Source organism: Streptomyces sedi, assembly GCF_006335015.1.
Lineage (GTDB): Bacteria > Actinomycetota > Actinomycetes > Streptomycetales > Streptomycetaceae > Streptomyces > Streptomyces sedi.
In genome coordinates this window covers 39,174-63,035 of sequence record NZ_VDGT01000024.1, presented here as the reverse complement: position 1 = coordinate 63,035, position 23,862 = coordinate 39,174, and the positions used below count along the sequence as shown (strand labels likewise).

23 protein-coding genes and 1 riboswitch are annotated in these 23,862 nt (G+C 73.8%); of the genes, 8 read left to right on the top strand and 15 right to left on the bottom strand.

Annotation, left to right across the window (positions count from 1 at the left end; all coding sequences use genetic code 11):
• Positions 1–38: 38 nt before the first annotated feature.
• From FH715_RS24680 to FH715_RS24665, 4 genes are all read right to left on the bottom strand, one after another.
• On the bottom strand, positions 39–791 hold the full coding sequence (locus FH715_RS24680) for a M23 family metallopeptidase (RefSeq protein ID WP_139649059.1): 753 nt from the start codon (positions 789–791) through the stop codon (positions 39–41).
• Position 792: 1 nt separating this feature from the next.
• Positions 793–972, bottom strand: a riboswitch (cyclic di-AMP (ydaO/yuaA leader).
• Positions 973–1,312: 340 nt separating this feature from the next.
• Positions 1,313–2,518, bottom strand: coding sequence for a dipeptidase (locus FH715_RS24675; protein ID WP_139649057.1), 1,206 nt, complete (start codon positions 2,516–2,518; stop codon positions 1,313–1,315).
• On the bottom strand, positions 2,515–3,042 hold the full coding sequence (gene purE / locus FH715_RS24670) for a 5-(carboxyamino)imidazole ribonucleotide mutase (RefSeq protein WP_139649055.1): 528 nt from the start codon (positions 3,040–3,042) through the stop codon (positions 2,515–2,517). Before purE ends, FH715_RS24675 begins: the two co-directional genes overlap by 4 nt.
• 135 nt (positions 3,043–3,177) lie before the next feature.
• A complete protein-coding gene (locus tag FH715_RS24665) occupies positions 3,178–4,317 on the bottom strand; it encodes a 5-(carboxyamino)imidazole ribonucleotide synthase (RefSeq protein ID WP_139649054.1) in 1,140 nt (379 codons plus the stop codon).
• A 164-nt stretch (positions 4,318–4,481) separates the two neighbouring features.
• Here FH715_RS24665 and FH715_RS24660 point away from each other — a divergent pair, with 164 nt between their 5' ends.
• The gene (locus FH715_RS24660; protein ID WP_170184810.1) at positions 4,482–4,958 is read left to right on the top strand and encodes a protease inhibitor I42 family protein; all 477 of its coding nucleotides are present in this window, start codon (positions 4,482–4,484) and stop codon (positions 4,956–4,958) included.
• Positions 4,959–5,025: 67 nt separating this feature from the next.
• Positions 5,026–5,511 carry a GtrA family protein gene (locus FH715_RS24655; RefSeq protein ID WP_139649049.1) on the top strand — a complete coding sequence of 162 codons (486 nt, stop codon included), beginning with the start codon at positions 5,026–5,028 and terminating at the stop codon, positions 5,509–5,511.
• Positions 5,512–5,566: 55 nt separating this feature from the next.
• Here the strand turns inward: FH715_RS24655 and FH715_RS24650 are convergent, their stop codons facing one another.
• From FH715_RS24650 to FH715_RS24635, 4 genes are all read right to left on the bottom strand, one after another.
• Positions 5,567–6,820, bottom strand: coding sequence for an ATP-binding protein (locus tag FH715_RS24650; RefSeq protein ID WP_139649047.1), 1,254 nt, complete (start codon positions 6,818–6,820; stop codon positions 5,567–5,569).
• Between the two features lie 9 nt (positions 6,821–6,829).
• A complete protein-coding gene (locus tag FH715_RS24645) occupies positions 6,830–7,507 on the bottom strand; it encodes a response regulator transcription factor (protein ID WP_139649045.1) in 678 nt (225 codons plus the stop codon).
• Between the two features lie 152 nt (positions 7,508–7,659).
• On the bottom strand, positions 7,660–8,151 hold the full coding sequence (locus tag FH715_RS24640; RefSeq protein ID WP_139649043.1) for an ATP-binding protein: 492 nt from the start codon (positions 8,149–8,151) through the stop codon (positions 7,660–7,662).
• Positions 8,152–8,402: 251 nt separating this feature from the next.
• The gene (locus FH715_RS24635; protein ID WP_139649041.1) at positions 8,403–8,783 is read right to left on the bottom strand and encodes an STAS domain-containing protein; all 381 of its coding nucleotides are present in this window, start codon (positions 8,781–8,783) and stop codon (positions 8,403–8,405) included.
• A gap of 247 nt (positions 8,784–9,030) precedes the next feature.
• On the opposite strand from FH715_RS24635, the gene FH715_RS24630 reads away from it, so the two are divergent.
• Complete coding sequence (locus FH715_RS24630) at positions 9,031–9,936, top strand: RNA polymerase sigma factor SigF (protein WP_139649038.1); 906 nt, start codon at positions 9,031–9,033, stop codon at positions 9,934–9,936.
• Positions 9,937–10,149: 213 nt separating this feature from the next.
• Here FH715_RS24630 and FH715_RS24625 read toward each other — a convergent pair whose 3' ends face one another.
• A complete protein-coding gene (locus FH715_RS24625) occupies positions 10,150–10,869 on the bottom strand; it encodes a TetR family transcriptional regulator (RefSeq protein ID WP_246108956.1) in 720 nt (239 codons plus the stop codon).
• Positions 10,870–11,020: 151 nt separating this feature from the next.
• Here FH715_RS24625 and FH715_RS24620 point away from each other — a divergent pair, with 151 nt between their 5' ends.
• The 3 genes from FH715_RS24620 (at position 11,021) to FH715_RS24610 (ending at position 13,644) form a co-directional block, all read left to right on the top strand.
• Positions 11,021–11,962: a zinc-binding dehydrogenase gene (locus FH715_RS24620; protein WP_139649036.1), complete on the top strand. Its 942-nt coding sequence runs from the start codon at positions 11,021–11,023 to the stop codon at positions 11,960–11,962.
• 70 nt (positions 11,963–12,032) lie between these two features.
• Positions 12,033–12,734 carry an MOSC domain-containing protein gene (locus FH715_RS24615; protein ID WP_139649034.1) on the top strand — a complete coding sequence of 234 codons (702 nt, stop codon included), beginning with the start codon at positions 12,033–12,035 and terminating at the stop codon, positions 12,732–12,734.
• A gap of 250 nt (positions 12,735–12,984) precedes the next feature.
• Complete coding sequence (locus FH715_RS24610) at positions 12,985–13,644, top strand: hypothetical protein (protein ID WP_139649031.1); 660 nt, start codon at positions 12,985–12,987, stop codon at positions 13,642–13,644.
• On the opposite strand, the gene hutI is transcribed toward FH715_RS24610, so the two are convergent.
• From hutI to hutU, 4 genes are all read right to left on the bottom strand, one after another.
• Complete coding sequence (gene hutI / locus FH715_RS24605) at positions 13,584–14,753, bottom strand: imidazolonepropionase (RefSeq protein WP_139649029.1); 1,170 nt, start codon at positions 14,751–14,753, stop codon at positions 13,584–13,586. The two genes, FH715_RS24610 and hutI, sit on opposite strands and share 61 nt — an antisense overlap.
• A gap of 87 nt (positions 14,754–14,840) precedes the next feature.
• Entirely contained in the window at positions 14,841–16,193 is a 1,353-nt protein-coding gene (locus tag FH715_RS24600; RefSeq protein WP_139649027.1) for a formimidoylglutamate deiminase, read from the bottom strand.
• A complete protein-coding gene (locus FH715_RS24595; RefSeq protein WP_246108955.1) occupies positions 16,184–17,431 on the bottom strand; it encodes an allantoate amidohydrolase in 1,248 nt (415 codons plus the stop codon). Before FH715_RS24595 ends, FH715_RS24600 begins: the two co-directional genes overlap by 10 nt.
• Positions 17,424–19,175, bottom strand: coding sequence for a urocanate hydratase (gene hutU / locus FH715_RS24590; protein WP_139649025.1), 1,752 nt, complete (start codon positions 19,173–19,175; stop codon positions 17,424–17,426). The genes FH715_RS24595 and hutU overlap by 8 nt, the downstream gene beginning before the upstream one ends.
• 172 nt (positions 19,176–19,347) lie before the next feature.
• Here hutU and FH715_RS24585 point away from each other — a divergent pair, with 172 nt between their 5' ends.
• A complete protein-coding gene (locus FH715_RS24585) occupies positions 19,348–20,655 on the top strand; it encodes a type III PLP-dependent enzyme domain-containing protein (protein ID WP_139649023.1) in 1,308 nt (435 codons plus the stop codon).
• A 54-nt stretch (positions 20,656–20,709) separates the two neighbouring features.
• On the opposite strand, the gene FH715_RS24580 is transcribed toward FH715_RS24585, so the two are convergent.
• Entirely contained in the window at positions 20,710–21,552 is an 843-nt protein-coding gene (locus FH715_RS24580; protein ID WP_139649021.1) for a MurR/RpiR family transcriptional regulator, read from the bottom strand.
• Positions 21,553–21,659: 107 nt separating this feature from the next.
• Between FH715_RS24580 and FH715_RS24575 the strand changes: the two genes are divergently transcribed.
• A complete protein-coding gene (locus FH715_RS24575; protein WP_139649019.1) occupies positions 21,660–22,103 on the top strand; it encodes a hypothetical protein in 444 nt (147 codons plus the stop codon).
• 352 nt (positions 22,104–22,455) lie between these two features.
• On the opposite strand, the gene FH715_RS24570 is transcribed toward FH715_RS24575, so the two are convergent.
• A complete protein-coding gene (locus FH715_RS24570; protein WP_139649017.1) occupies positions 22,456–23,850 on the bottom strand; it encodes a cystathionine beta-synthase in 1,395 nt (464 codons plus the stop codon).
• Between the last annotated feature and the right edge of the window lie 12 nt (positions 23,851–23,862).

Genomic DNA, 23,862 nt, shown 5'->3' with positions numbered 1-23,862 from the left:
CGGTCAGGAGGTCGGCTCGGCGCCGCCGTGGGACGGGCTCAGAGCGTGACGCCGTTCTCGCGCAGGTAGGTGAGCGGGTCGATGTCGGAGCCGTAGGACGGGCCGGTGCGGATCTCGAAGTGGAGGTGCGGTCCGGTCACGTTGCCGGTGGCGCCGGAGAGGCCGAGCTGGTCGCCGGCGGTGACGGTCTGCCCGGCGCTCACCGAGAGCGAGGACAGGTGGGCGTACTGGCTGTAGTGGCCGTCGTCGTGGCGCACCACGACCTCGGTGCCGTAGGAGCCGCCGCTGCCGGCGGTGACCACCTCGCCGTCGGAGACCGAGACCACCGGGGTGCCGGTCGAGACGGGGAAGTCGGCGCCGGTGTGGTAGCCGCTGGACCACAGGGCACCGGCGTTGCCGTAGCCGCTGCCGCCGACGCCCTCGACGGGCGCGACGAAGTCGCCGCTCGGGGCCGGCTCGGCCGGCTCGGCCGGCTCGGTCTCCTCGTCGTCGGCGGCTTCGCCGACCTCAAGGGTCAGCTCGACACCGGGAGTGATGCGGCCCGGGTCGTCGCCGACGGCCTCCCGGTTGGCCTCGTAGAGCGCCTCCCAGCCGCCGGCCACCTCGTTGTCGGCGGCGATGCGGTACAGGGTGTCGCCGCGTTCGACCGTGTGGACCGCGGGTGCGGCGGAAGCGGTGCCGGCGGCGACCAGCGGCAGCGCGAGGCCGGCGGCGCCCGCGGTGACGAGCAGGGTGGCGGCGCGGGAAACGCGCCGGGACGGCTGACGGCGGTGACGTCCGGTTCCGGACATGGGGTCTCCTCTCCGACGCCTGCGAGGTGAGCTGTCGGGTTCGGGCCGGAGTGGTGCCCGGCCACGGCCGGCCGCGCGCCTCCGGGGCGCGTGGTTCTGCCGTGACTTCACCCCTAGCCGGAACGTGTCCGGCGGAATTGGGTCCCCCGCTCCTGTCAGACGGATTTACCTCGTTTCCCGCTTCCGGTGACAGGATTCGGCGTCCGGAGCGGCTCGCCGCGAGTGCGACGCGGACCGAACGTTAAACCCGCCCATTCGCCTGCGACAACAATTCGGGAACGCGGGGAACGTGACCCGAATATCACCGGACGACCGGAATGACTCTGCGTTCTGATCGTTTTTCACACCGTCAACGGCGGCATTCGGCCGGGAAGTCAGCAACTCCCCGTCGAGTGAGGGGAATTCCGCTCCCGCCGGCCGGAGGGCCACCGCGCGGGCGGTCGGGAACGGCGTCCGGCCCGTGAGTTAGGTCACGGGCCGGGACGACGCGGTGTTATGTCGGCTTCGCCGGATTGGTTCCGTCAGGCGGGGCGCCCGTCCAGCTCCTGGATGGTGGCCAGGGAAGCCGGGCGGCGCGCGGCGATGTCGGCGGCGGCGGTCTCCGCTTCCCGCAGCACCCGCACCGCGTTCTCCCAGGTCAGCTTGGAGAGGTCGGTGCGCGACCAGCCGCGTGCGAGCAGCTCGGCGAGCAGCAGCGGGTAGCCGGAGACATCCTCCAGGCCCCGCGGCAGGAACGCCGTCCCGTCGTAGTCGCCGCCGATCCCGATGTGGTCGACGCCGGCCACCTCGCGCATGTGGTCCAGGTGGTCGGCGACGGTGGCGGGGGTGGCCAGCGGGCGCGGGTCCGCCTCCTCGAAGGCGTGGTGCACCCGCATCGCCGGCTCCGTGGTGTCCAGCGGGTGGAAGCCGTGCGCGGTCATGTTCGCCTCGGCCCGCCGGGTCCACTCGATCGCCTCGGGGAGAACGAACTTCGGGACGAACGTGGCCATCGCGATCCCGCCGTTGGCGGGCAGCGCGGCCAGCACGTCGTCGGGGACGTTCCGCGGGTGGTCGCAGACCGCGCGCGCCGAGGAGTGCGAGAAGATCACCGGAGCCTCGGTGACCCGCAGCGCGTCCCGCATCACGTCGGCGGAGACATGCGAGAGGTCGACCAGCATTCCGACGCGGTTCATCTCCCGCACGACCTCCTCGCCGAAAGCGCTGAGACCGTGGTGCGCCGGGTCGTCGGTCGCGGAATCCGCCCAGTCGATCGTCGAGTTGTGGGTGAGCGTCATATAGCGCACGCCGAGCCGGTGGAAAGCGCGCAGCGTCGCCAGCGAGTTGTTGATGGAATGCCCGCCCTCGGCGCCCATCAACGAGGCGATCCGCCCCTGCGCCCTGGCCGCCACCATGTCGTCGGCGGTCAGCGCCGGGGCCAGGTCGGCCGGGTAGCGCTCCAGCAGCCGGCCGACCACGTCGATCTGTTCGAGGCAGGCGCTGACCGCGTCGTCGCCGCTCAGCGAGGCCGGCACATAGACCGACCAGAACTGCGCGCCGACCCCGCCGGCGCGCAGCCGGCGCAGGTCGGTGTGGAGACGGCCCGTGAGGTCCCCCGCGATGTCGGCGCGGTCGAGGTCGTAGCCGACCGTCTCGCGCAGCGCCCAGGGCAGGTCGTTGTGGCCGTCGACCAGCGGATACTCGGCGAGCAGCTCTCTGGCCTCGGCGAGCCGCGCGGTGGTGTCGCTCATCGGGTTCCCTCCTCGGGGCGCTTGAGGGAGTCGCGCAGCCGGCGTCCCTTCTCCCTGGCCTGGTCGCGCAGTTGGTCCTGGAACGCGGCCATCCGCGCGCGCACCGCGGGGTCGGTGGCCCCCAGCACGCGCGCCGCCAGCAGCCCGGCGTTGCGCGCGCCGCCGACCGAGACCGTCGCGACGGGCACCCCGGCCGGCATCTGCACGATGGACAGCAGCGAGTCCATGCCGTCCAGGTGCTTCAGCGGCACGGGGACGCCGATCACCGGCAGCGGGGTCAACGAGGCGAGCATTCCCGGCAGATGAGCGGCACCGCCGGCACCGGCGATGATCACGGAAAGACCACGGTCGGCCGCTTCCTGACCGTAGGCGACCATCTCGGTCGGCATCCGGTGCGCGGAGACCACGTCGGCCTCGTAGGCGATGCCGAACTCGTCCAGCGCCTCGGCCGCCGCCCGCATCACCGGCCAGTCGGAGTCGGAGCCCATCACGATGCCCACCCGCGGGGCCGGGGTTTCACTCATGCCTCACCGTTCGTCGTCGGTTGGTCGTTCTGGCTGGTGCGCTCGGCAGCTCGTCGGGCCGCTCGTCCGGCCGCCCTCCGGCACGTCCTCGCCCGGCCCACCCGTGGCCGGGCGGCGCGGTCGCCCGCCGGGCGGTCACTCGTCGATGAGCCCGCGCAGGTAGTCGGCGGCGTGGCGGGCGCGCCCGGTCACCTCGTCGAGGTCGTCCCCGAAGGTCGTGACATGCCCCACCTTGCGCCCCGGGCGGACGCCCTTGCCGTACATGTGGATCTTCAGCCCCGGGTCCCTGGCCATGCAGTGCAGATAGGCCGGGTACATCTCCGGGTAGTCGCCGCCGAGCACGTTGGCCATCACGCTCCAGGGCGCGCGCGGCCGGGGGTCGCCCAGCGGAAGGTCGAGCACGGCGCGCAGATGGTTGGCGAACTGCGAGGTCACGGCGCCGTCCTGGGTCCAGTGGCCCGAGTTGTGGGGGCGCATCGCCAGCTCGTTGACCAGCACCCGGCCGTCCTCGGTCTCGAACAGCTCGACCGCGAGATGCCCGACCACACCCAGCTCGCCGGCGATCCGCAGCGCCATCTCCTGCGCGTGCGCGGAGAGCGCGGGCGCCAGCCCGGGCGCGGGGGCGATCACCGTGTCGCAGACGCCGTCCACCTGGCGCGACTCCACCACGGGGTAGGCGACCGCCTGCCCGTGGGGGGAGCGCACCACGTTGGCCGCCAGCTCGCGGCGGAACGCCACGCGCTCCTCGCCCAGCACCGGCACCCCGGCGCGGAAGGCGTCCGCGGCCTCCTCCTCGGAGCGCACCAGCCACACGCCCTTGCCGTCGTAGCCGCCGCGCACCGTCTTCAACACGACGGGGAAGCCGCCGATCTCGTCGGCGAACCTGACCGCGTCGGCCGGGTCGGTCACGATCCGGTGGCGCGGGCAGGCCACACCGAGTGCGGTCAGCCGGGCGCGCATCACGCCCTTGTCCTGCGCGTGCACCAGGGCGTCCGGCCCGGGGCGCACCGGGATGCCGTCGGCCTCCAGGGCGCGCAAATGCTCTGTCGGCACATGTTCGTGATCGAAGGTGATCACGTCGCACCCCTTGGCGAACGCACGCAGCGTGGCGAGATCGCGGTAGTCGCCGACCACCACGTCGTTCACCACCCGCGCCGCCGAGTCCTGCGGGGTGTCGCTGAGCAGCCTGAAACCGATACCGAGCGGGATGCCCGCCTCATGGGTCATACGGGCGAGCTGACCGCCTCCGACCATGCCGACCACGGGAAATGTCACGCGCCCCAGCGTATCCGGCGCCCGCCGGGCCCCTTCCCCGGGCCGGAACCGCGACGCCCCGCCACCACGTCACTGCTGGTGGTGGCCGGCCCCGGCGGTCGGTCGCCCGGCGCGCACAGCGCGTCACCGAAGGAACGGCGTGTGACACGAGGGGCGTGGGAGACGTGAAGGGCACCGGGGGCGTGCGAAGCGGGCGCGGGACGCGCGCCGGGGCGCGGGACGGCACGAGGGGCACCCGCCGGCGGGTCGCGGGGCCGGTCGCCGCGGCCCTGGCCCTGCTGCTCGCTGCTACCGGCTGCGGGGACGGGGGCTCCTCCGAGGAGGCGCGGTTCGACGACCCGGCGGAGCCGGTCGAGGTCGAGGCGGGCGAGAGCTTTGTGCTGGCGCTGCGCGAGAACCCATCCGTCGGTCACGCGTGGACACTGATCGATCCCGAACCGGACGACTCCGTGGTGCGGGCGGACGGAGACGACTTCGAGACGGACGAACCCGATCAGGTGGGCAGCGGAGGGACCCGGCTGCTGCGCTTCGAGGCCGTCGCCCCCGGCGCGACCACGATCACCCTGACCCGGCTCTACCGCGGCGAACACGAGCCGGAGACGGACCGCGCCTTCGACGTCGAGGTGGCCGACGCCGGGTGAGCGGCGGGGGCCGGGCCCGCCCGCCGGTCGCGGTGGCCGACCGGGCGCCGTGGTTAGCATGGCGAGCATGAACGAGGGGCGTCCGCTCCGGGACAGACTGCGCGGCGTCGCCAGGGAGGCGGCGAAGTTCGGCACGGTGGGAGCGTTCGGCTTCCTGGTCAACGTGGTCGTCTTCAACGTCTGCGCCCAGGTGCTCGGCCTGGCCCCGATCCGCTCCGGCGTGATCGCCACCTCGGCCGCCATCTGCACCAACTACGTGGGCAACCGCTACTGGACCTACCGCCACCGCGACCGCTCGGGCCGCCGCCGCGAGATCGCGCTCTTCGTGCTCTTCTCCTGCGTCGGTATGGTCATCGAGAACGGCGTGCTGGCCCTCTCCCACTACGGTCTCGGCTTCACCTCGGCGCTCGCCGACAACCTGGCGAAGAACGTGGTCGGCCTCGGCATCGGCTCGCTCTTCCGCTTCTGGTCCTACCGCACCTGGGTCTTCCGCCGGGCCTCGGACGAGCGGGAACAGCCGGCCCACCCCGTGGGCTCCGCCGCGCCACGCTGAGCGCCGGCCCGCCCGCGCGGGGACCCGCGGATTCCAGGGGTAGCGGATTCCAGGGTTAGGGGACGAACTCGCTGCCCTCCGCCTCGCGGCTGAGGAAGAGCGCGAAGACCGGCGGGGAGAGCCCCAGCAACTCCAGCCGGCCGCCGTCCGCCTCCGCCAGGTCGCGGGCGACGGCGAGCCCCAGGCCCGTCGAGTTCCGGCCACTCACCGTGCGTTCGAAGACCCGGGCGCCCAGCTCCTTCGCCACCCCCGGCCCCTCGTCGGTGACCTCGACCACCACCTGGTTGCCGGTGACGCGGCTGCGCAGCGCGACCGTTCCGGCGCCGTGCATCAGCGCGTTCTCCACCAGCGTCGCCAGCACCTGCGCCACCGCGCCCGGGGTGCCGACGGCGCGCAGCTCCTGCTTGCCGGAGTGCACGATGGCCCGGCCCGCGCCCCGGTAGGCCGGCCGCCACTCCTCGACCTGCTGGGCGACCACCTCGTCCAGGTCGAAGCCCACGGCCGAACCCAGCCGCGGGTCACGGGAGTTGGTCAGCAGCCGCTGCACCACGTCGGTCAGCCGCTCGACCTGGGACAGGGCGACGGTCGCCTCCTCCTTGACCGTGTCCACGTCCTCGGTCGCGATGATCTCCTCCAGGCGCATGGAGAGCGCCGTCAGCGGGGTGCGCAGCTGGTGGGAGGCGTCGGCGGCGAGCCGGCGTTCGGCGGTCAGCATCCGTGCGATCCGCTCGGCGCTGGTGTCCAGCACGTCCGCCACCCGGTCCAGCTCCGGAACCCCGTAGCGGCGGTGGCGGGGGCGCGGGTCGCCGGAGCCGAGGCGTTCGGCGGTCTCGGCGAGGTCGGTCAGCGGCGCCGAGACCCGGCGCGCCTGCCGCACCGCGAGCAGCGCCGCCGCCGCCACCGCCAGCAGCGAGACCACCAGGATGATCATCAGCATCCGCCCGATCTCGTTGCTGACGACGCTCCTCGGCTGCTGCACGGAGACGGTCTCGCCGTGCGCGCCGGTCTCGGTGCTCTCCATCGGGTTCTCGCCGGCCGCCGGGCCGAGCTGGATCGGGGGCTGGCCGAGCAGGTCGATCACGACGTGCCGGTCGGGCGGCGCGGAGGCCGCCATCTCCTTGGCGGTGATCGGCTCGCCCGAGGCGATCCGGCTCTCCACGTCGGCCAGCAGCCGCGCCGTCTCCGCCTCCAGCCGGTCCCTGGCGCTGGCCTCGATGGTGCGGGTCTCCACCAGGAACAGCGAGACCCCGAACACCGCGATCACCACGAGGACGACCGAGAGCGTGGAGTTGATCAGACGACGGCGCACGGGACCCGCTCAGCTCTTCTCGAAGCGGAATCCCACTCCCCTGACGGTGACGATGTAGCGGGGGTTGGCCGCGTCGTCGCCGAGCTTCTTGCGCAGCCAGGAGATGTGCATGTCCAGGGTCTTGGTGGACGACCACCAGGTGGTGTCCCAGACCTCGCGCATCAGCTGCTCTCTGGTGACCACCCTGCCCGCGTCCCGCACCAGGACCCGCAGCAGGTCGAACTCCTTGGCGGTGAGGTGGAGTTCGTCCTCGCCCATCCAGGCGCGGTGCGACTCCACGTCGATGCGGATGCCGTGCACGGCGGGCGCCGGGCCGGTCTCCGCGTTCCCGCGGCGCAGCAGCGCCCGGACGCGGGCCAGCAGCTCGGCGAGACGGAAGGGCTTGGTGACGTAGTCGTCGGCGCCGGCGTCCAGGCCCACGACGGTGTCGACCTCGTCCGCCCTGGCCGTCAGCACCAGCACCGGCAGGCCGAGGCCCTCGGTGCGCAGCCGGCGACAGACCTCAAGGCCGTCCATCCCCGGCAGTCCCAGGTCGAGCACCACCAGGTCGACGTCACCGCGCAGCCCCTCCCGCAGCGCTTCGGGACCGTCCTCGCGCACTTCCACCTCGTACCCCTCGCGGCGCAGGGCACGGGCCAGCGGCTCCGAGATGGATGCGTCGTCCTCGGCGAGCAGCACACGGGTCATGGGCTGATGGTAGACGCAAGGGCCCTGTCGGCACGGCAGGTCCCGGAACGAAGGGCACCGACGCAGGCGGGGGAACGCGCGGACGCGCTCCGGGGCGGGGCCTCGTACCGTCTTCAGGGCGGCGAACGGGGCGAACGTCTCCCGCTGCGGCGCTACCGGTCCGGAACCGGGGCCCCCAGCTCGGCCCACACCGTCTTGCCCGCGGCCTCCGCCTCCTGGGCCACCCCCCAGTCCAGGCAGAGCCGCTGCACGATGAACATCCCGTGCCCGCCCGGCCGGCCCGGCATCCGGGTGGAACGCGGCGCCGGGGTCCCCTCGCCCCGGTCGAGCACCTCGATCCGCACCAGCTTCACGCCCCGGCCTATCCGCAGCTCCTCGGGGCCCCCGGCGTGCAGACAGGCGTTGGTCACCAGCTCGGAGACGACCAGCAGCACATCCTCGACGGCGGCGGTCTGCTCCTCGTCGCCGGTGGGCAGCCAACCCCAGTCGTGGAGCGCCTGGCGCGTGAACTCGCGTGCCCTGGAGACCACTCCGTTCGTCCCGATCAGCCGGAGCCTGCGCACCTGCCGCACCGACTCCTCGGAGACAACCGGGTGCCGGTGCGCGCCCTGGTCGTCAGCGGGGCGCGGTCGAGTCGTCCCCATGCACGCCTCCCCTAGCCATCGTCAGCCATCCTCACGCCCGCCCCGGGGCGGCGCTTCCTCAAACGAGCCGTTCGCCGGGTTCGTTCCGTTCGGTCCGGCTCGGCGCTGAGGGGTCTCCTGCCCGGAGGTATGGGTCGCACACCCGCCCCTTCGGGGCAATCGCCCGGACGGCGTCCCGCGGCTCCGACGTGCGCCGTCAGAGACAGTGTGACGGGAGAGCGAGGCGCCGTACAGCGGCCCTCACCGGGGCTTCAGTCGTCGGAGGGGACGGCCAGGGCCTCGTCCAGGGTCGCGTGGACCGTGAACACGGCGCTGGCGCCCGTTATCTCCATAATTCTCGCGACGATCGGCGGCATTTCGGCCAGATGTACCGCGCCACCCGCCTCCTCGGCCTCGACGCGTGTGGCGAGAAGCACATTCAGCCCGGTCGAGTCACAGAACTCCAAACCGGAGCAGTCGACAACAATCCGCGCCTCTCCGGCAGCCGTGCACTCGTGCAACGCGGTGCGAAGCTTCTCGGCGGAATGGTGATCGAGTTCACCGGCGGGCGCGATCACGACGGAGCCCGCCGCGCGCCGAACGTCGACCGTCAGACCACGCCGGTACTGCTCGCCCGGCATTCCGCGGTCCATGCGGCCCCCTTCTCATTGGAGCGCTCTGCTGGCTAGGTTCGAAACCTTAGCCTCTGGAAGCCCGGTCCGGCACCCTAACAGGCCCGACTTTCCGCGCAATTCGGGCGTAGCAGACTTGCCATAGTTACCGAAATCCGGGTAGGGCTAGAAGAGCACCTAGTTTCCGAACCGGCTTGGAGGCGCCGCACCCCCAGTGCACGTCACGGCTTCGGCGGCCATACGCCGAGAGACTACGGAGGACAACACCATGTCACCGGCCCCTCGTACCCACGAACCGCACACCGACGCCCCCGCGAAGGCCGTCGAGGACCCGGCGCCCGCGGCCACGGCGGCCGACGCCGACGACGTGCTCGCGGCGCTGCCCGAGCTGCCGCCCTTCGACCAGGTGGCGCCGTTGGACGCGCGGGAGCTGTCCAAGAGCCTCTTCCTCCGCCTGCGGGACCTGGAGGAAGGCACCCACGAGTACGCGTACGTGCGGAACACGCTGGTGGAACTCAACCTGGCGCTGGTGAAGTTCGCCGCCGCCCGGTTCCGTTCCCGCAGCGAGCCGATGGAGGACATCATCCAGGTCGGCACGATCGGCCTGATCAAGGCGATCGACCGCTTCGACGCCGAGCGCGGCGTGGAGTTCCCCACCTTCGCGATGCCGACGATCGTCGGCGAGATCAAGCGCTTCTTCCGGGACACCTCCTGGTCGGTGCGGGTTCCCCGCCGGCTCCAGGAACTCCGTCTCGACCTGGCCAAGGCGGGTGACGAGCTGGCCCAGAAGCTGGACCGCTCCCCGACCGTGACCGAGCTGGCCGAACGCCTCGGGCTCTCCGAGGAGGAGGTCGTGGAGGGGATGGCCGCCTCCAACGCCTACACCGCGAGCTCCCTGGACGCCCAGCCGGAGGAGGACGACGCGGAGGGCGCGTTGGCCGACCGGATCGGCTACGAGGACCACGGCCTCGAAGGCATCGAGTACATCGAGTCGTTGAAGCCCCTGATCGCGCAGCTCGCGCCGCGCGACCGAAAGATCCTGTCGCTGCGCTTCGTGGCGAACATGACGCAGTCGGAGATCGGCGAGGAGCTGGGCATCTCGCAGATGCACGTCTCGCGGCTGCTGTCGAAGACCCTCGGGAAGCTGCGGCGCGGACTGATGGTCGAGGAGTAGGAGTCGCGAGGAGCGAGAAGGAGAGAGCACCCCCTCCGCCCGGGACCTCGGGGGTCCCGGGGAGCACACGGGTGAGCGGGAGCCGGGCGACCGGCCGACCCCGCGACCGAGGAACGGTCAGCCTGGACGGCGCGCGGCTCCACTCCGCGCGCCGTCCAGGCTTTTGCGTGTGCGGCGCGGGGGCGACGGGCGCGCACGCGCGACGGGGGAGCGTCAGGCGTCGGCGGCGAGGGCGGCGACCCCGGGGAGCAGCGCCAGCGCCCGACGGGTGCGGGCGACCAACTCGGCGCGGGCGTCGACGTCGTCGACGTCGTCACCGGCGGCTCCGGCGCCGCGGTCGGCCGTTTCGGCGCCGCCGTCAGCCGTTCCGGCGCCCGGGGCGCCGGCCAGCAGCCAGTCGTGGACCGCCCAGCGCCAGGCCGACAGCATCAGCTCCAGCAGCAGCCGCTGCCGGACCGCGTCCTCGGGACGCGCGACGGGGTGCCGGGCGGCGGCCAACTCCAGCACCCGGTCGGTGGTCTCCGCGCAGTCGCGCAGGCTGTGGCCGGCCAGCGCGGGGGTGCGTTCGGCCAGCGCGCGGCAGGCGCGGAACCTGGCCGCCCAGCCCTCGTCCATCGCCAGCACGGCGGCGAGAAGCGCCTCACGGTAGTCGGACTGCGCGGTGCCCCCGGGCGGCAACCCGGCGAACACCGCCGTGTAGGCCGCCCACAGCTCCTGCTCGGGGGCGAGCGCGACGGCCTCCTTGGACGCGAAGTTCCGGAAGAACGTGCGCTGCGAGACCTCGACCGCCTCCACCACCTCGTCCAGCGTGGTCTCGGCGAACCCGCGCTCGGTGAACCTGCGCAGCGCCTCCGACACCAACGCCCGCCGTGTGCGCAGCTTCTTTCGCTCCCGCAGGGTCGGCGCGGCCCGCGGCATCTCCCCATCGCTCACCTCCGCAGCCTATCGAGCCGGGTGCCGGCCGGCCCGCGCCGGGCGCCAGAGTACGCCGGTGACTGCCTTTTGCCGGTGACCGGCGTTATGCTCGTCGCCGGGGCGAGCGCCACCGCGGGCACTCGCTGCCCCCCGACGAACGGAGCTTGCGATGCGCGCCTGGACGACCGACCCCGAAGCCGTGGGGCACCTGACCCTCACCGAGGTCGCCGACCCGGAGCCGGCGCCCGACCAGGCGCTGGTCCGGGTGGCGGCCTTCTCCCTCAACCACGGCGAGGTGGTCCACGGTCTGCCCGCCAGCCGACCGGGCGCGGTGCTCGGCTCGGACGCGGCCGGAGTCGTGCTGCGGGCCGCGGCCGACGGTTCGGGTCCGCCGGCCGGCACGCCGGTGGTGACGCTCGCCCTGGAGGGCGCGTGGGCCGAACTGCGCGCCGTGCGGACCGACATGCTGGGCGTCCTGCCCGAGGGGCTGGACCCGGGCGCGGCGAGCGCCCTGCCGGTGGCGGCCGGCTCGGCGCTGCGCGGACTGCGCCGACTCGGGCCGATCCTCGGGCGCCGGGTGCTGGTCCTCGGCGGCGGCAGCGGCGTCGGCCGGTTCGCGGTGCAGCTGGCGGCGCGCGGCGGGGCGCACGTGATCGCCAGCACCACCGACCCGGGCAAGGAGGCGCTGCTCAGGGGGCTCGGCGCGGACGAGGTGGTGTGGGGCGCCCAGGGCGTCGACGCGCTCGCCGGGGCCCCGGTGCACGGGGTGCTCGACATGGTGGGCGGCGACCATCTCGTCGCCGGCTACCGGGTGTTGGCGCCCGGCGGGGTGCTGGTCGCGCTGGGGCACACGGCCCGGCGCGGCGAGAGCTTCCCGCCGGGGGCCTTCGACGGGCCGCTGGGGCACGACCGGTCGATCACCTCGTTCTATCTGCTCGACGACAGCGTGGGGCTGGGGGCGGACCTGAGCTGGATGGCGCGGCTGCTCGCCGAAGGCGGGCTGGAGGCGAGCGTCGGCTGGCGCGGCGACTGGACGCGGCTGACGGAGGCGACGGCGGCGCTCGACAAGGGCACCGTGAACGGCAAGGCGGTGCTGGACGTGACCTGCTGAGCCACCCCACGCCGGCGGCGCCAGGGAAACGCCGGTGCGCGCCGCGGAGCGCCCCGGCTAGGGTGCCGACATGCCTCCCCACCTGCTGAGCGTCAACACCGGAAGCGGCGCCGCCGTCGCCAGGACCGACAATCCCGGCGGGCTGACCGGCATCGACAAGCGGCCGACCGAGGGCGGGGTCGCGGTCGAGGCGCCGGGCCCCAAGGGCACCGGCGGCAGCGGCCTCGCCGGCGACACCGTCGCCGACCTGCGCCACCACGGCGGCGACGACCAGGCCGTCTACGCCTACGCCCGCGAGGACCTCGACCGCTGGTCGGAGGAGCTGGGCCGGCCGCTGCACAACGGCGTCTTCGGCGAGAACCTGACCACCGAGGGCATCGACGTCAACGACGTCAGGATCGGCGAACGATGGCGGGTGGGCGGCGAGCTGCTGCTGGAGGCCACCTCGCCGCGCATCCCCTGCTCGACCTTCGCCGACTGGCTCGGTCAGCGCGGCTGGGTCAAACGCTTTGCCGGCGCCGCCCTGCCCGGGGCCTACTTCCGGGTGCTGAGGCCCGGCACGATCCGGGCGGGCGACCGGATCGAGGTCGTGCACCGGCCCGAGCACGAGGTCTCCGTGGCCTTCGCCTTCCGCGCCCAACTCGGCGAACCCGCCCTGCGCCCGCGGCTGTTGGCCGCCGGCACGGCGCTCCACACCGAGCTGTACCGCAAGGCCGTCGGCTGGGCGGAGCCGACCGCTTCGGCGGCCACGGCGGACGCCGCCGACCGCTGAAGCGGCGGCGCCCAGCGCCGCTCAGCGCCGCGCCCAGCGGGATGGTGCCCCAACCCCTGGCATTCTGCCCGGTTTCACCGAGAGCGACCATAGCTACGCTCCGTCAAGTGTTGCGTGGCATATCTTCACACGCCCCCGCTCGTGCGCCCGGAGCGCGCCCCGTCGGTGACTCCTGTGAAGCTCGTCGGGCCGATCGGGAACGGCCGAGGACCATATGGACAACTGACACACGATCGACAACGCTTTTGGCATGGCCGCCCCCGCACCTCCACAACCCCCACATGCCGCACATCCGACGCTCGCCCCTCCGTCGAGCGCGCCGCCCGAGCCGCCGGGCCTGCTGGTCGTCTTCGTCGGACTGGTCACCCTGGTCTTCGGCTTCTCCACCACCACCTGGATCTCGCTCCAATTCGACGGCGCCAGCATGGAGTTGACGCTGAACGAGGTGGCGCGGCTGCTTCCCTCGGCCGAGCGCGGCACCGCGTTGGGCGGTTTCGCGCACGTATATCTCCAGTACCTGAGCTGGCCGACGGCGCTCTGCGCGGCGTTCGCCTCGTTGGCCGCCGCGTGGCCGCGCCCGGTGCGCACGCCCCGGCGCGCGATAGTGCGGTTCGCGACGGGTGTCGCGCTCTTCGGCATCGTCGCGACCGCCGCGCTGGCGTTGTCGCTCAACGGACTGGGTGTCAGGGAGGGTTACTGGACCGACTGCCGGGTGCTCGCCGGCCCCTGGGTGACGGGGGCGGGGCTGGCGCTGATGCTGCTCGGTGTCCGGCTGAACAACCGCCGGGCCCGGCCCGCGCCGGACGTCGCGCCGCGCGGGGCGGACCCGTTCCCGGGCGCGGCGGCGGGTCAGGAGACGCGCGCCCCCTCCCGCCAGACGGCGGAGACCAGCGGCACCCCGGGCCGGTAGGCGAGATGGACCGGGTCGGGCGCGTCCAGCAGCGCCAGGTCGGCCCGGCCGCCCGGCACGATCCGGCCGACATCGGAACGTTCCAGCGCGGCGGCCCCGCCGGCGGTCGCCGACCAGAGCGCCTCGTCGGGCGTCATCCCCATCTCCCGCACGGCGACGGCCACGCAGAACGGCATCGAACTCGTGAAGGACGAACCGGGGTTGCAGTCCGTGGCGAGCGCGACCACCGCGCCGGCGTCCAGCAGCCGGCGCGCGTCGGGGTAGGGCGAACGGGTGGAGAACTCGCAGCCCGGCAGCAGCGTCGCGACGGTGCCGCCTTCGGCGAGCGCCGCGACGTCCGCGTCGGTGAGATGGGTGCAGTGATCCGCTGAGGCCGCGCCCAGCTCCACGGCGAGGGCGACACCGGGGCCGTGGCCCAACTGGTTGGCGTGGACCCGGGGCCGCAAACCCCTGGCGCGGCCGGCGAGCAGCACCGCGCGCGCCTGGTCGGCGCCGAAGGCGCCGCGCTCGCAGAAGACGTCGACCCAACGGGCGTGCGGCGCGCAGGCGTCCAGCATCGGCCCGGTCACCAGGTCGACATAGCCGGCCGGGTCGTCCCGGTACTCGGGGGCGACGATGTGGGCGCCGAGATAGGTCACCTCGTCGAGCTGCTCCGAGGCGATCCGCAGCGCCCTGGCCTCGTCGCGCACGGTGAGGCCGTAGCCGGACTTGGTCTCGACCGTGGTGGTGCCCTGCCGCGCCATCTCCCGGCGGAAACGGGCCAGCCCGGCGGCCAGTTCGTCGTCGGTCGCCGCGCGCGTGGCGTCGACGGTGGTGGCGATGCCGCCCGCCGCGTAGGGCTCGCCGGACATCCGGGCGTGGAACTCGGCGGTGCGGTCCCCGGCGAAGAGCAGATGCGCGTGGGAGTCGACGAAGCCCGGGATCACGCTCCGACCGGCCGCGTCGATGTGACTGTCAGTGGCGGGTGCTCTACTGGACGCACCGATCCAGACGACGCGGTCGCCCTCGATCACGAGGGTGGCGTCCTGGAGTCGGCCGAGGGGTCCGGTGCCGAGGGAGGGATCGTTGGTGACCAGGGTGTTGATGTGGGTGAGCGCGGTACTGGGCATCGGGGGCGGCTCCCGGTGGGGGGTGCTGGTGCGGCGGTGGGCGGTCGGTGCGACGGGGACGAACGGCCGGCCGGAGGGGCGGATCGGTCAGCGTCGGGCGTGCAGCGCCTCGACCGCTCGGCGCAGCGCGCGCGGCGGGTCGGGCACGAGCTGGTGGTTGCCGTGGCGGACGATGTGCCGGCCGCCCACCACCGTGTGCCGCACGTCGGCGCCGGTGGCGGCGAAGATCACCGCCTCGACGGCGAGCCGGGGCGGCGGCCCTGCGGTCCGCACCGTGTCCAGGGAGACGGTGGTGAAGTCGGCGAGCGCGCCGACCTCAAGCCGGCCGGCCTCGGGCCAGCCGAGCGCGGCGTGGCCGTTCTCGGTGGCGGTGCGCAGCAGTTGGTCGGCGGTGAAGTGGCCCCTGGCCCTGGTGCGCACCCGCTCCCCCAGCTCGACGGCCCTGGCCTCCTCGAAGAGGTCGATGACCGCGTGGCTGTCGCTGCCCAGGCTCAACGGGCAGCCGGCGTCCCGCAGCCGCACGGCGGGGCCGATGCCGTCGGCGAGGTCGCGTTCGGTGGTGGGGCACAGGCAGGCTCCGGTGCCGGCCCCGCCGAGCAGGGCGAGGTCGCCCGGCTCCAGATGGGTCGCGTGCACGGCGGTGGTGTCCCGGGTGAGCGCCCCGTGGTCCGCGAGCAGCCGGGCGGGGGTGGCGCCGTGGGCGGCCAGACACTCCTCGTTCTCCCTCGGCTGCTCGGAGAGATGGACGTGGAGCGGCGCCCCGCGGCGGCCCGCCCAGTCGGCCACCGTGCTCAGCGCCTCGGCAGGCACGGCCCGCACGGAGTGGATCGCGGCGCCGATCCGGGCGGTGTCGGTGGCGCGCAGGGCGTCGGCGCGCTCCGCCCAGGCGTCGGCCGTGCCGTCGGAGAAGCGGCGCTGGGGGCGTTCGGGCGGCCGGCCGAAGCCGGAGGACAGATAGCAGGTGTCGAGGAGGGTGATGCGGATACCGGCCTCGCCGGCGGCGGCGATCAGGGCCTCGGCCATCGCGTTGGGGTCGCCGTAGGGCGTGCCGTCCGGCTGGTGGTGCACATAGTGGAACTCGCCGACGCAGGTGACGCCGGCCAGCGCCATCTCGGCGTAGACCGCGCGGGCCAGCGCGAAGTAGCCGTCCGGGTCGAGCAGGGAGGAGAGTTCGTACATGGCGTTGCGCCAGGTCCAGAAGGTGCCGCCGCCGACCTGGGCGGTGGAGCGCAGTGCCCGGTGGAAGGCGTGGCTGTGGGCGTTGGCCAGCCCGGGGACGGTGACGCCCCGCAGCGAGACGGCGCCGATCGGGGGCTCGTCGACGCCGGGGCGCACCTCGGTGATGGAGCCGTCGACGGCGGTGGCGATCACCACGCCCGGCTCGACGGTCCCGTTGAGCCAGGCGTGTTCGGTCCAGTACGTCTGGGCGGTCAGCGACATACCAGCCCCTCCAGTACCTCGGCGAGTGCGGCGACTCCGGCCAGGCAGTCGCGCGGGTCGGCGTGTTCGGCCGGGGCGTGGGAGATCCCCGTCGGGTTGCGCACGTAGAGCATCGCCGTGGGCAGGACGGCGGAGAGCACGCCCGCGTCGTGGCCGGCGCCCGTGGGCAGCACGGGCGCGTCGTCCAGCCGGGCGGCCAGGCTGTCGCGCAGGGCGGGGGTGAACCACTGCGCGGCGGTGTGGGACTCGCGGACCACGGCGAGCTCGACGCCGTCCCTGGCCGCGCGCTCGCGGGCGCCGCCCTCGACCGCGGTGACCAGCCGGTCCAGCGTCTCCCCGTCGGGGGCGCGGGCGTCGAGCCAGCCGGTGACCCGGCCGGGGACGGCGTTGACGCCGCCCGGTTCGACGGTGACCTTGCCGAAGGTGGCGAGCGCCTCCGCCAGCCTGGCCCGCTTGCGGGCGGCGAGCACGGTGTGGGCGAAGGTCAGCATCGGGTCCCTGCGGTCCGCCAGCCGGGTGGTGCCGGCGTGGTTGGCCTCGCCGGTGAAGTCGAAGCGCCAGCGGCCGTGCGGCCAGATCAGCGAGCCGACGCCCACCGGCCGCCCCAGTTCGGCCAGGGCACGCCCCTGTTCGACGTGGAGCTCGACGAAGACCCCGACGCGGGCGAGCCGTTCCGGGTCGGGCCCGATCCCCTCCGGGTCGTGGCCGGCCCGCCGCATCGCGTCGGCGAGGGTGACGCCGTCGGCGTCGGTCAGCGCCCTGGCGCGTTCCGGTTCCAGCGCGCCCACCGCCAGCCGGGAGCCGACGCAGGCCACCCCGAAGCGGGCGCCCTCCTCGTCGGAGAAGGCGACCACGCCCAGCGGGCGGCTGCCCGTGCGCCCCCTGGCCCGCAGCTCGTCCAGCGCGGCGAAGGCCGAGACCACGCCGAGCGGCCCGTCGAACGCGCCGCCGTCCGGCACCGAGTCCAGATGGGAGCCGGTGACGACGGCGTCGCCCGCGGCCGGATCGCCCAGCCACGCCCACTGGTTGCCGTTGCGGTCCACCTCGTGGGTGAGCCCGCGCCCGAGGGCCTGCTCGCGGAACCACGCGCGCAGCTCCGCGTCGGCCGGGGTCCAGGCGTGGCGGCGGTAGCCGCCGGTGCGCGGGTCACGGCCCACGGGGGCCAGCTGCTCCCACATGGCGGCGAACGACGTGGCGCCGCCGCCCGGTTCGACCGCCGGCGCCGCCGTCTCACTCATTCCCGGCTCCGGCGGCTCCGGCGGCTCCGTCCACCTCGTCCATGGGCACCCGCACTCCGTCCCTGCGGGCCACCTCGGTGGCCCGCTCGTAGCCGGCGTCGACGTGCCGGATCACGCCCATCCCCGGGTCGTTGGTCAGCACGCGCAGCAACTTGCGCCCCGCCAGCTCGGTGCCGTCCGCCACCGTGACCTGCCCGGCGTGCAGCGAGCGCCCCATCCCGACGCCGCCGCCGTGGTGCAGCGAGACCCAGGACGCGCCGGACGCCACGTTCACCATGGCGTTGAGCAGCGGCCAGTCGGCGATCGCGTCCGAGCCGTCGCGCATCCCCTCCGTCTCCCGGTAGGGCGAGGCGACCGAGCCGCAGTCCAGGTGGTCCCGGCCGATCACGACCGGCGCGGCCAGCTCGCCGGAGGCCACCATGTCGTTGAACCGTTCGCCGGCCAGCGCCCGTTCGCCGTGGCCCAGCCAGCAGATGCGCGCCGGCAGCCCCTGGAAGCGGACGCGTTCCCCCGCCAGCCGCAGCCAGCGGCTCAGCGACTCGTTCTCCGGGAAGAGGTCGAGCACCGCCCGGTCGGTCGCGGCGATGTCGCGCGGGTCCCCGCTGAGCGCCGCCCAGCGGAACGGGCCGCGTCCCTCGCAGAAGAGCGGCCTGATGTAGGCGGGCACGAAGCCGGGGAAGTCGAACGCACGGGTGTAGCCGGCCAGTTGGGCCTCGCCGCGGATCGAGTTGCCGTAGTCGAAGACCTCGGCGCCCGCGTCCTGGAAGCCGACCATCGCCGCGACGTGCCGTGCCATCGACTCCCTGGCGCGCTCGGTGAACTCGGCCGGGTCGCGCGCCGCGTAGTCCGCCATCCCGTCCAGCTCCACGCCGAGCGGCAGATAGCTCAGCGGGTCGTGGGCGCTGGTCTGGTCGGTCACGATGTCGATGGGCGCGCCCAGCTCCAGCAGCCGGGGCACCACGTCGGCGGCGTTGCCCAGCAGTCCGACCGACAGCGGGCGGCGCTCGGCGCGGGCCCGTTCGGTCAGGGCGAGCGCCTCGTCGAGGCTGGCGGCCTGGACGTCCAGGAAGCCGTGTTCGATCCGCCGCACGATGGCGCGCGGGTCGCAGTCGATACACAGCGCGACCCCGCCGTTCATGGTGACGGCCAGCGGCTGGGCGCCGCCCATGCCGCCAAGTCCGGCCGTCAGGGTGAGCGTGCCGGCGAGGCTGCCGCCGAACCGCTTCTCGGCGACAGCCGCGAAGGTCTCGTAGGTGCCCTGGAGGATGCCCTGGGTACCGATGTAGATCCAGGATCCGGCGGTCATCTGGCCGTACATCGTCAGACCGAGCGCCTCCAGCCGGCGGAACTCCTCCCAGTTCGCCCAGTCCCCCACCAGGTTGGAGTTGGCGATCAGCACCCGGGGCGCCCACTCGTGGGTGGTCATCACGCCGACCGGCCGGCCCGACTGGACCAGCAGCGTCTCGTCGTCGGCCAGGGTGGTCAGGGTCGCGGCGATCGCGTCGAAGGAACGCCAGTCCCTGGCGGCCTTGCCCGTCCCGCCGTAGACCACCAGGCGGTCGGGGTGTTCGGCCACCTCGGGGTCGAGGTTGTTGTGGAGCATCCGCAGCGCGGCCTCCTGCGGCCAGCCCCTGGCGGTGCGGGTGGCGCCGGTGGCGGCGCGCACCGGGCGTGGCCCGTGCGGCGCGCCCGGCGCCGACGAAGGTGACGTGGGCGAATGGGACGGTCCTGCCGGTCCTGCCATGGCGCCTGCCTCCCCGATGTGGGCGGAATATTCACTCACTCTAGACGCTGAATACTTTGACTCAACAGTGCTCCGTTCCTCCCCCCGGACCGCCTCGGACCCGCCCGGACCCCCCGCGCCTTCCCGGGGACCGGGCCCGCACGCGGGGCGGCGGCCGTGCTTGGGTGGACGCATGGTGCTCCCGACCCGACGCGACCAGGCCGTGCGCGCGCTGCTCACCCACGGCCTCCTCACCGACGACCAGCCACTGGCCGCCCTGCTCGACCTGCGCGGCGTCCAGGAGTCGGCCTCCGCTCTCCATGCTGCCTTCGACGCGGTCACCGCGCCCGGCCAACCGGTGCTGCACACGTTCGCGGTGAAGGCCGCCACGCTGGTGCCGGTGCTGCGGCTGCTGGACGGGTTCGGCATCGGCAGCGAGGTGGCCAGCCCCGGCGAGCTGGCGCTCGCGGAGGCGGCCGGGCTCGCGCCCGAGCGGATCGTGCTGGACTCCCCCGCCAAGACCGGCGCCGAGCTGCGCCGCGCCCTCACGCTCGGCGTCGCCTGCAACGCCGACAACCCCCAGGAACTGGCCCGGCTCGACGCCCTGCTCCCCGACCACCCCGGACACGGCCCGATCGGACTGCGCGTCAACCCCCAGCTGGGTGGCGGCACCATCGACGCGATGAGCACCGCGACCGCGACCAGCAAGTTCGGCGTCGCGCTCCGCGACCCGGGGGCGCGCGACTGGGTGGTGCGCGCCTTCCTGGAGCGCCCCTGGCTGACGCGGCTGCACTGCCATGTCGGCTCCCAGGGGATCGCCCTGGAACGGATGGCTGAGGGCGTGCGGGAGACCTACGAACTGGCCGAGGAGATCAACGCGACGGCCGGCCGCCGGCAGGTGGTGACCCTGGACATCGGCGGCGGCCTGCCGGTGAACTTCGCCTCCGACGAGGTCACGCCCAGCTTCGCCGCGTACGCGCGGCTGCTCGCCGAGACCGTGCCCGGCCTCTTCGACGGGCGGTACGGCCTGGTCACCGAGTTCGGCAGGTCGCTGCTGGCGAAGGCGGGAACGGTGGTGGCCCGCGTCGAGTACACCAAGGAGTCGGGCGGCCGGCCGATCGCCGTCACCCACGCCGGCGCCCAGGTCGCGACCAGGACCGTCTTCGCCCCCGCGTCCTGGCCGCTGCGGGTCGCCGCCTACGGCCCGACCGGCGAGCCCAGCACGGAGCCCCCGGTCAACCAGGACGTCGCCGGCCCCTGCTGCTTCGCGGGCGACCTGGTCGCGATCGACCGGCCGCTGCCCAGGCTCCGCCCCGACGACCTGGTGGCGCTGCTCGACACCGGCGCGTACTACTTCTCCACGCCCTTCGGCTACAACGCGCTCCCGCGCCCCGCCGTCTACGGCTACTCGGTCGACGGCCGGGGCCCGGCGGTGCTCACCCCGCTGCGACGGGCGCAGACCCTGGCCGAGCTGGTCGAGGAGGCGGGCGGCTCCCTGTGACGGCCCCGCCGGGCCCCGGCCCCGCCCGCCCCACGGCACCGAATGGCAGGAGCCCTAGTCGAGGAAGACGCCCCGCTCGGCGGCCCGTTCGTCGAAACGTTCCAGCCTGGCCTGGGCGTCGGGCAGCGCGTCGCACATCGCCTCCAGCAACGCGCGCCCCAGCAGCAGCGGGGCGCACGCCGTGTCGAACGAGAGCGCCGTGCTCACCGGCGCGACGAAGAGCTGGTCGGCGGGCTCGGCGACCGGGGTCAGCGGGCTGTCCGCCACGGTGACCACGGACAGCCCCAGCCTTCTGGCCACCGCCAGCGCCGCCGGCAACTCCCGCGGGTAGCGCGGCAGCGCGAAGCACAACAGGGCGCGCGCCCCCGCGTCCGCCGCCTGTTCGACGCGGTCGGCCAGATGGGAGCCGCCCTCGTCCAGCAGCCGCACGTCCGGATGCACCTTGGCCGCGAAGTACGCGAACCCCCGCGCCTCGGCCGCCGCCGCCCGCAGCCCCAGCACCGGCAGCGGCCGGGAGGCCGCCAGCAGCCGGCCGGCCCGCTCCAGCCGTTCCGGGTCGCCCAGCTCGGCCGCCAACGCGCGCAGCCGCGCCGCCTCGGCCAGCACCGCCTGCTGGTAGACGTTCAGCTCGCCTCGTTCATCCGCGGGCGCGCGCTCCCCGGCGCGCAGCGCCTCGCGCAGCCGCCGGCGCAGCCCCGGGTAGCCGTCGAAGCCCAGCGCCACGGCGAACCTGGTCACCGAGGGCTGACTCACCCCCGCCGACTCCGCCAGCTCCACGCTGGAGAGAAACGGCGCCTCCTCGGCCCGTCTGACCAGCACCTGCGCGATCCGCCGCTGGGTGGGGGTCAGCCGCTGCCCGTCGAACAGCCCAGCCAAGCGCGCGCTCGCCTCGTTCATCCGCGTCAGTGTAGGCAGCGCCGCCGCGCGGGACTCGGGGAACCCGAGAGGCATTGGGGGGCTAGCCCCCGTGCCGCCCGCGTGGCGCGGGTCATACCGTAAGCGGCATGAAGAGTGGCCGCGATCCTGAGCTGACCCGAGACACCGACCTGAAACGGGATCTCGAAGCCGCCGTGCAGACCCGCAAGGAGCTGGGCGAGGGGTACGAGTCCGAACTGGTCGACTCTTTCCTGGAGAAGGTGGAACAACGCATCGAGACGACCGTGGACAAGCGCGTGCGGCGCCAGGTCGCCGAGCAGCAGATGGTGATCGCCAGGGGTGGCGGCAGGTCCTCCTCGGTCATCGACACGCAGGGCCCCGGGGTGGCGTTCGGCCTGGCCGCGCTCTCCCTGGTGCTGGCCATCCCGCTGTCCGCGATCGCCGCCGTGCAGACCGGCCTGGCCGGGCTGATGGTCTGCTGGGCCGGCGTTGTCGGCGTCAACGCGTGCTTCCTGGGCCACACCAGGCTGCGCGGCGGCGGCAGGGGCGACAAGAACTCCGAGTGGGACTGAAACGCCGAGTGGGGCCGAGCCTCCCGGGCCGGTGGCGCCGAGCCGGAAGGAGAGTGGCGGGGACCGCCGCACCCCGGCGCGAGGCCAGGGGCGGGACGACGGCGGTCCCCGCGGGGACACGGGCCGGGTCGTGGCCTCGTGTCCGGGCGACCAGGGAGGTCCGGGAGCCGCTCCGGAGGTCCTTGGTGCCGACATCCGAAACTCTGCCGGAGCGGTGTTAACGTCGCGTTGCCCGGCCGTGACACTTCGGGATCGCTTGGGGATCTCCACGTGACCACGGGGCATCCACGCAGGTCGGGGACGCCCCGACGTCCGTCCGTCCGTCCCGAACGCCCCCGCGCGCACCGGTCGTTCAGGCGCCGGTCGGCCGGTCCCCCGCCAGGAACGCCAGCAGGTCCTGCCGGCTCACCACGCCCGTCGGCTTCCCCTCGACCAGCACCACGGCCGCGTCCGCGCCGTGCAGCGTGGCCATCAGGTCGGCGATCGGCTCGCCCGAGCCCACGTGCGGCAGCGGCGCGCTCATGTGCGACTCCAGCGGGTCGCCCAGCGCCGCGCGCTGGGTGAAGAGGGCGTCCAGCAGCTCCCGTTCGACCACCGAGCCGACGATCTCGGCCGCCATCACGTCGGGGTGACCCGCGCCCGGCTTGACCACCGGCATCTGGGAGACGCCGTACTCGCGCAGCACCTCGATCGCCTCCCCGACCGTCTCCTCGGGGTGCATGTGGACCAGGGACGGCAGCCCGCCGTCCTTGGCGCGCAGCACGTCGCCGACGCGGGTGGCGGGCTCGCCGCCCTCCAGGAAGCCGTAGTCGGCCATCCACTCGTCGTTGAAGATCTTGCTGAGGTAGCCGCGCCCGCCGTCCGGCAGCAGCACCACCACCACGTCGTCCGGGCCCAGCCCGCGGGCGACCTCCAGCGCGCCGACGACCGCCATCCCGCAGGAGCCGCCGACCAACAGGCCCTCCTCGCGCGCGAGTCGGCGGGTCATCTGGAAGGAGTCCTTGTCCGAGACGGCCACGATCCCGTCGGCCACCTCCCGGTCGTAGGCCGTCGGCCAGAAGTCCTCGCCGACGCCCTCCACCAGGTAGGGCCGCCCGGAGCCGCCCGAGTAGACCGAGCCCTCGGGGTCGGCGCCGATCACCCGCACCCGGCCGTCGCTGACCTCCCTCAGATAGCGCCCGGTCCCCGAGATGGTGCCGCCGGTCCCGACGCCGGCCACGAAGTGCGTGATCCGGCCGTCGGTCTGCTTCCAGAGCTCGGGACCCGTGGTCTCGTAGTGCGAACGGGGGTTGTCCGGGTTGCTGTACTGGTCCGGCTTCCAGGCGTCCGGGGTCTCGCGCACCAGCCGGTCGGAGACGTTGTAGTAGGAGTCCGGGTGCCCGGGGTCGACGGCGGTGGGGCAGACCACGACCTCGGCACCGTAGGCCCGCAGCACGTTGATCTTGTCAGTGGAGACCTTGTCGGGGCAGACGAAGACGCAGCGGTAGCCCTTCTGTTGGGCCACGATGGCGAGCCCCACGCCGGTGTTCCCCGAGGTCGGCTCGACGATCACCCCGCCGGGCCTGAGCGCGCCCGAGCGCTCGGCGGCCTCGATCATCCGCACGGCGATCCGGTCCTTCACCGACCCGCCGGGGTTGAAGTACTCGACCTTGGCGAGGACGGTGGCCTCGATCCCCTCGGTCACTCGATTCAGTCTGACCAGCGGGGTGTTGCCGACCAGTTCGATCATCGACTCGTGATACTGCACGTGGGTCTCCGC

What these genes read in the sequence shown, in the direction of transcription:
- FH715_RS24620 (WP_139649036.1), top strand. Translation starts at nt 11,021, where the DNA reads ATGCGCGCCTGGACGACCGACCCCGAAGCCGTGGGGCACCTGACCCTC.
- FH715_RS24640 (WP_139649043.1), bottom strand. Translation starts at nt 8,151, where the DNA reads ATGGGGACGACTCGACCGCGCCCCGCTGACGACCAGGGCGCGCACCGG.
- hutI (WP_139649029.1), bottom strand. Translation starts at nt 14,753, where the DNA reads ATGCCCAGTACCGCGCTCACCCACATCAACACCCTGGTCACCAACGAT.
- FH715_RS24630 (WP_139649038.1), top strand. Translation starts at nt 9,031, where the DNA reads ATGTCACCGGCCCCTCGTACCCACGAACCGCACACCGACGCCCCCGCG.
- FH715_RS24615 (WP_139649034.1), top strand. Translation starts at nt 12,033, where the DNA reads ATGCCTCCCCACCTGCTGAGCGTCAACACCGGAAGCGGCGCCGCCGTC.
- FH715_RS24635 (WP_139649041.1), bottom strand. Translation starts at nt 8,783, where the DNA reads ATGGACCGCGGAATGCCGGGCGAGCAGTACCGGCGTGGTCTGACGGTC.
- FH715_RS24575 (WP_139649019.1), top strand. Translation starts at nt 21,660, where the DNA reads ATGAAGAGTGGCCGCGATCCTGAGCTGACCCGAGACACCGACCTGAAA.
- FH715_RS24680 (WP_139649059.1), bottom strand. Translation starts at nt 791, where the DNA reads ATGTCCGGAACCGGACGTCACCGCCGTCAGCCGTCCCGGCGCGTTTCC.
- FH715_RS24585 (WP_139649023.1), top strand. Translation starts at nt 19,348, where the DNA reads ATGGTGCTCCCGACCCGACGCGACCAGGCCGTGCGCGCGCTGCTCACC.
- hutU (WP_139649025.1), bottom strand. Translation starts at nt 19,175, where the DNA reads ATGGCAGGACCGGCAGGACCGTCCCATTCGCCCACGTCACCTTCGTCG.
- FH715_RS24675 (WP_139649057.1), bottom strand. Translation starts at nt 2,518, where the DNA reads ATGAGCGACACCACCGCGCGGCTCGCCGAGGCCAGAGAGCTGCTCGCC.
- FH715_RS24600 (WP_139649027.1), bottom strand. Translation starts at nt 16,193, where the DNA reads ATGTCGCTGACCGCCCAGACGTACTGGACCGAACACGCCTGGCTCAAC.
- FH715_RS24595 (WP_246108955.1), bottom strand. Translation starts at nt 17,431, where the DNA reads ATGAGTGAGACGGCGGCGCCGGCGGTCGAACCGGGCGGCGGCGCCACG.
- purE (WP_139649055.1), bottom strand. Translation starts at nt 3,042, where the DNA reads ATGAGTGAAACCCCGGCCCCGCGGGTGGGCATCGTGATGGGCTCCGAC.
- FH715_RS24645 (WP_139649045.1), bottom strand. Translation starts at nt 7,507, where the DNA reads ATGACCCGTGTGCTGCTCGCCGAGGACGACGCATCCATCTCGGAGCCG.
- FH715_RS24655 (WP_139649049.1), top strand. Translation starts at nt 5,026, where the DNA reads ATGAACGAGGGGCGTCCGCTCCGGGACAGACTGCGCGGCGTCGCCAGG.
- FH715_RS24580 (WP_139649021.1), bottom strand. Translation starts at nt 21,552, where the DNA reads ATGAACGAGGCGAGCGCGCGCTTGGCTGGGCTGTTCGACGGGCAGCGG.
- FH715_RS24610 (WP_139649031.1), top strand. Translation starts at nt 12,985, where the DNA reads ATGGCCGCCCCCGCACCTCCACAACCCCCACATGCCGCACATCCGACG.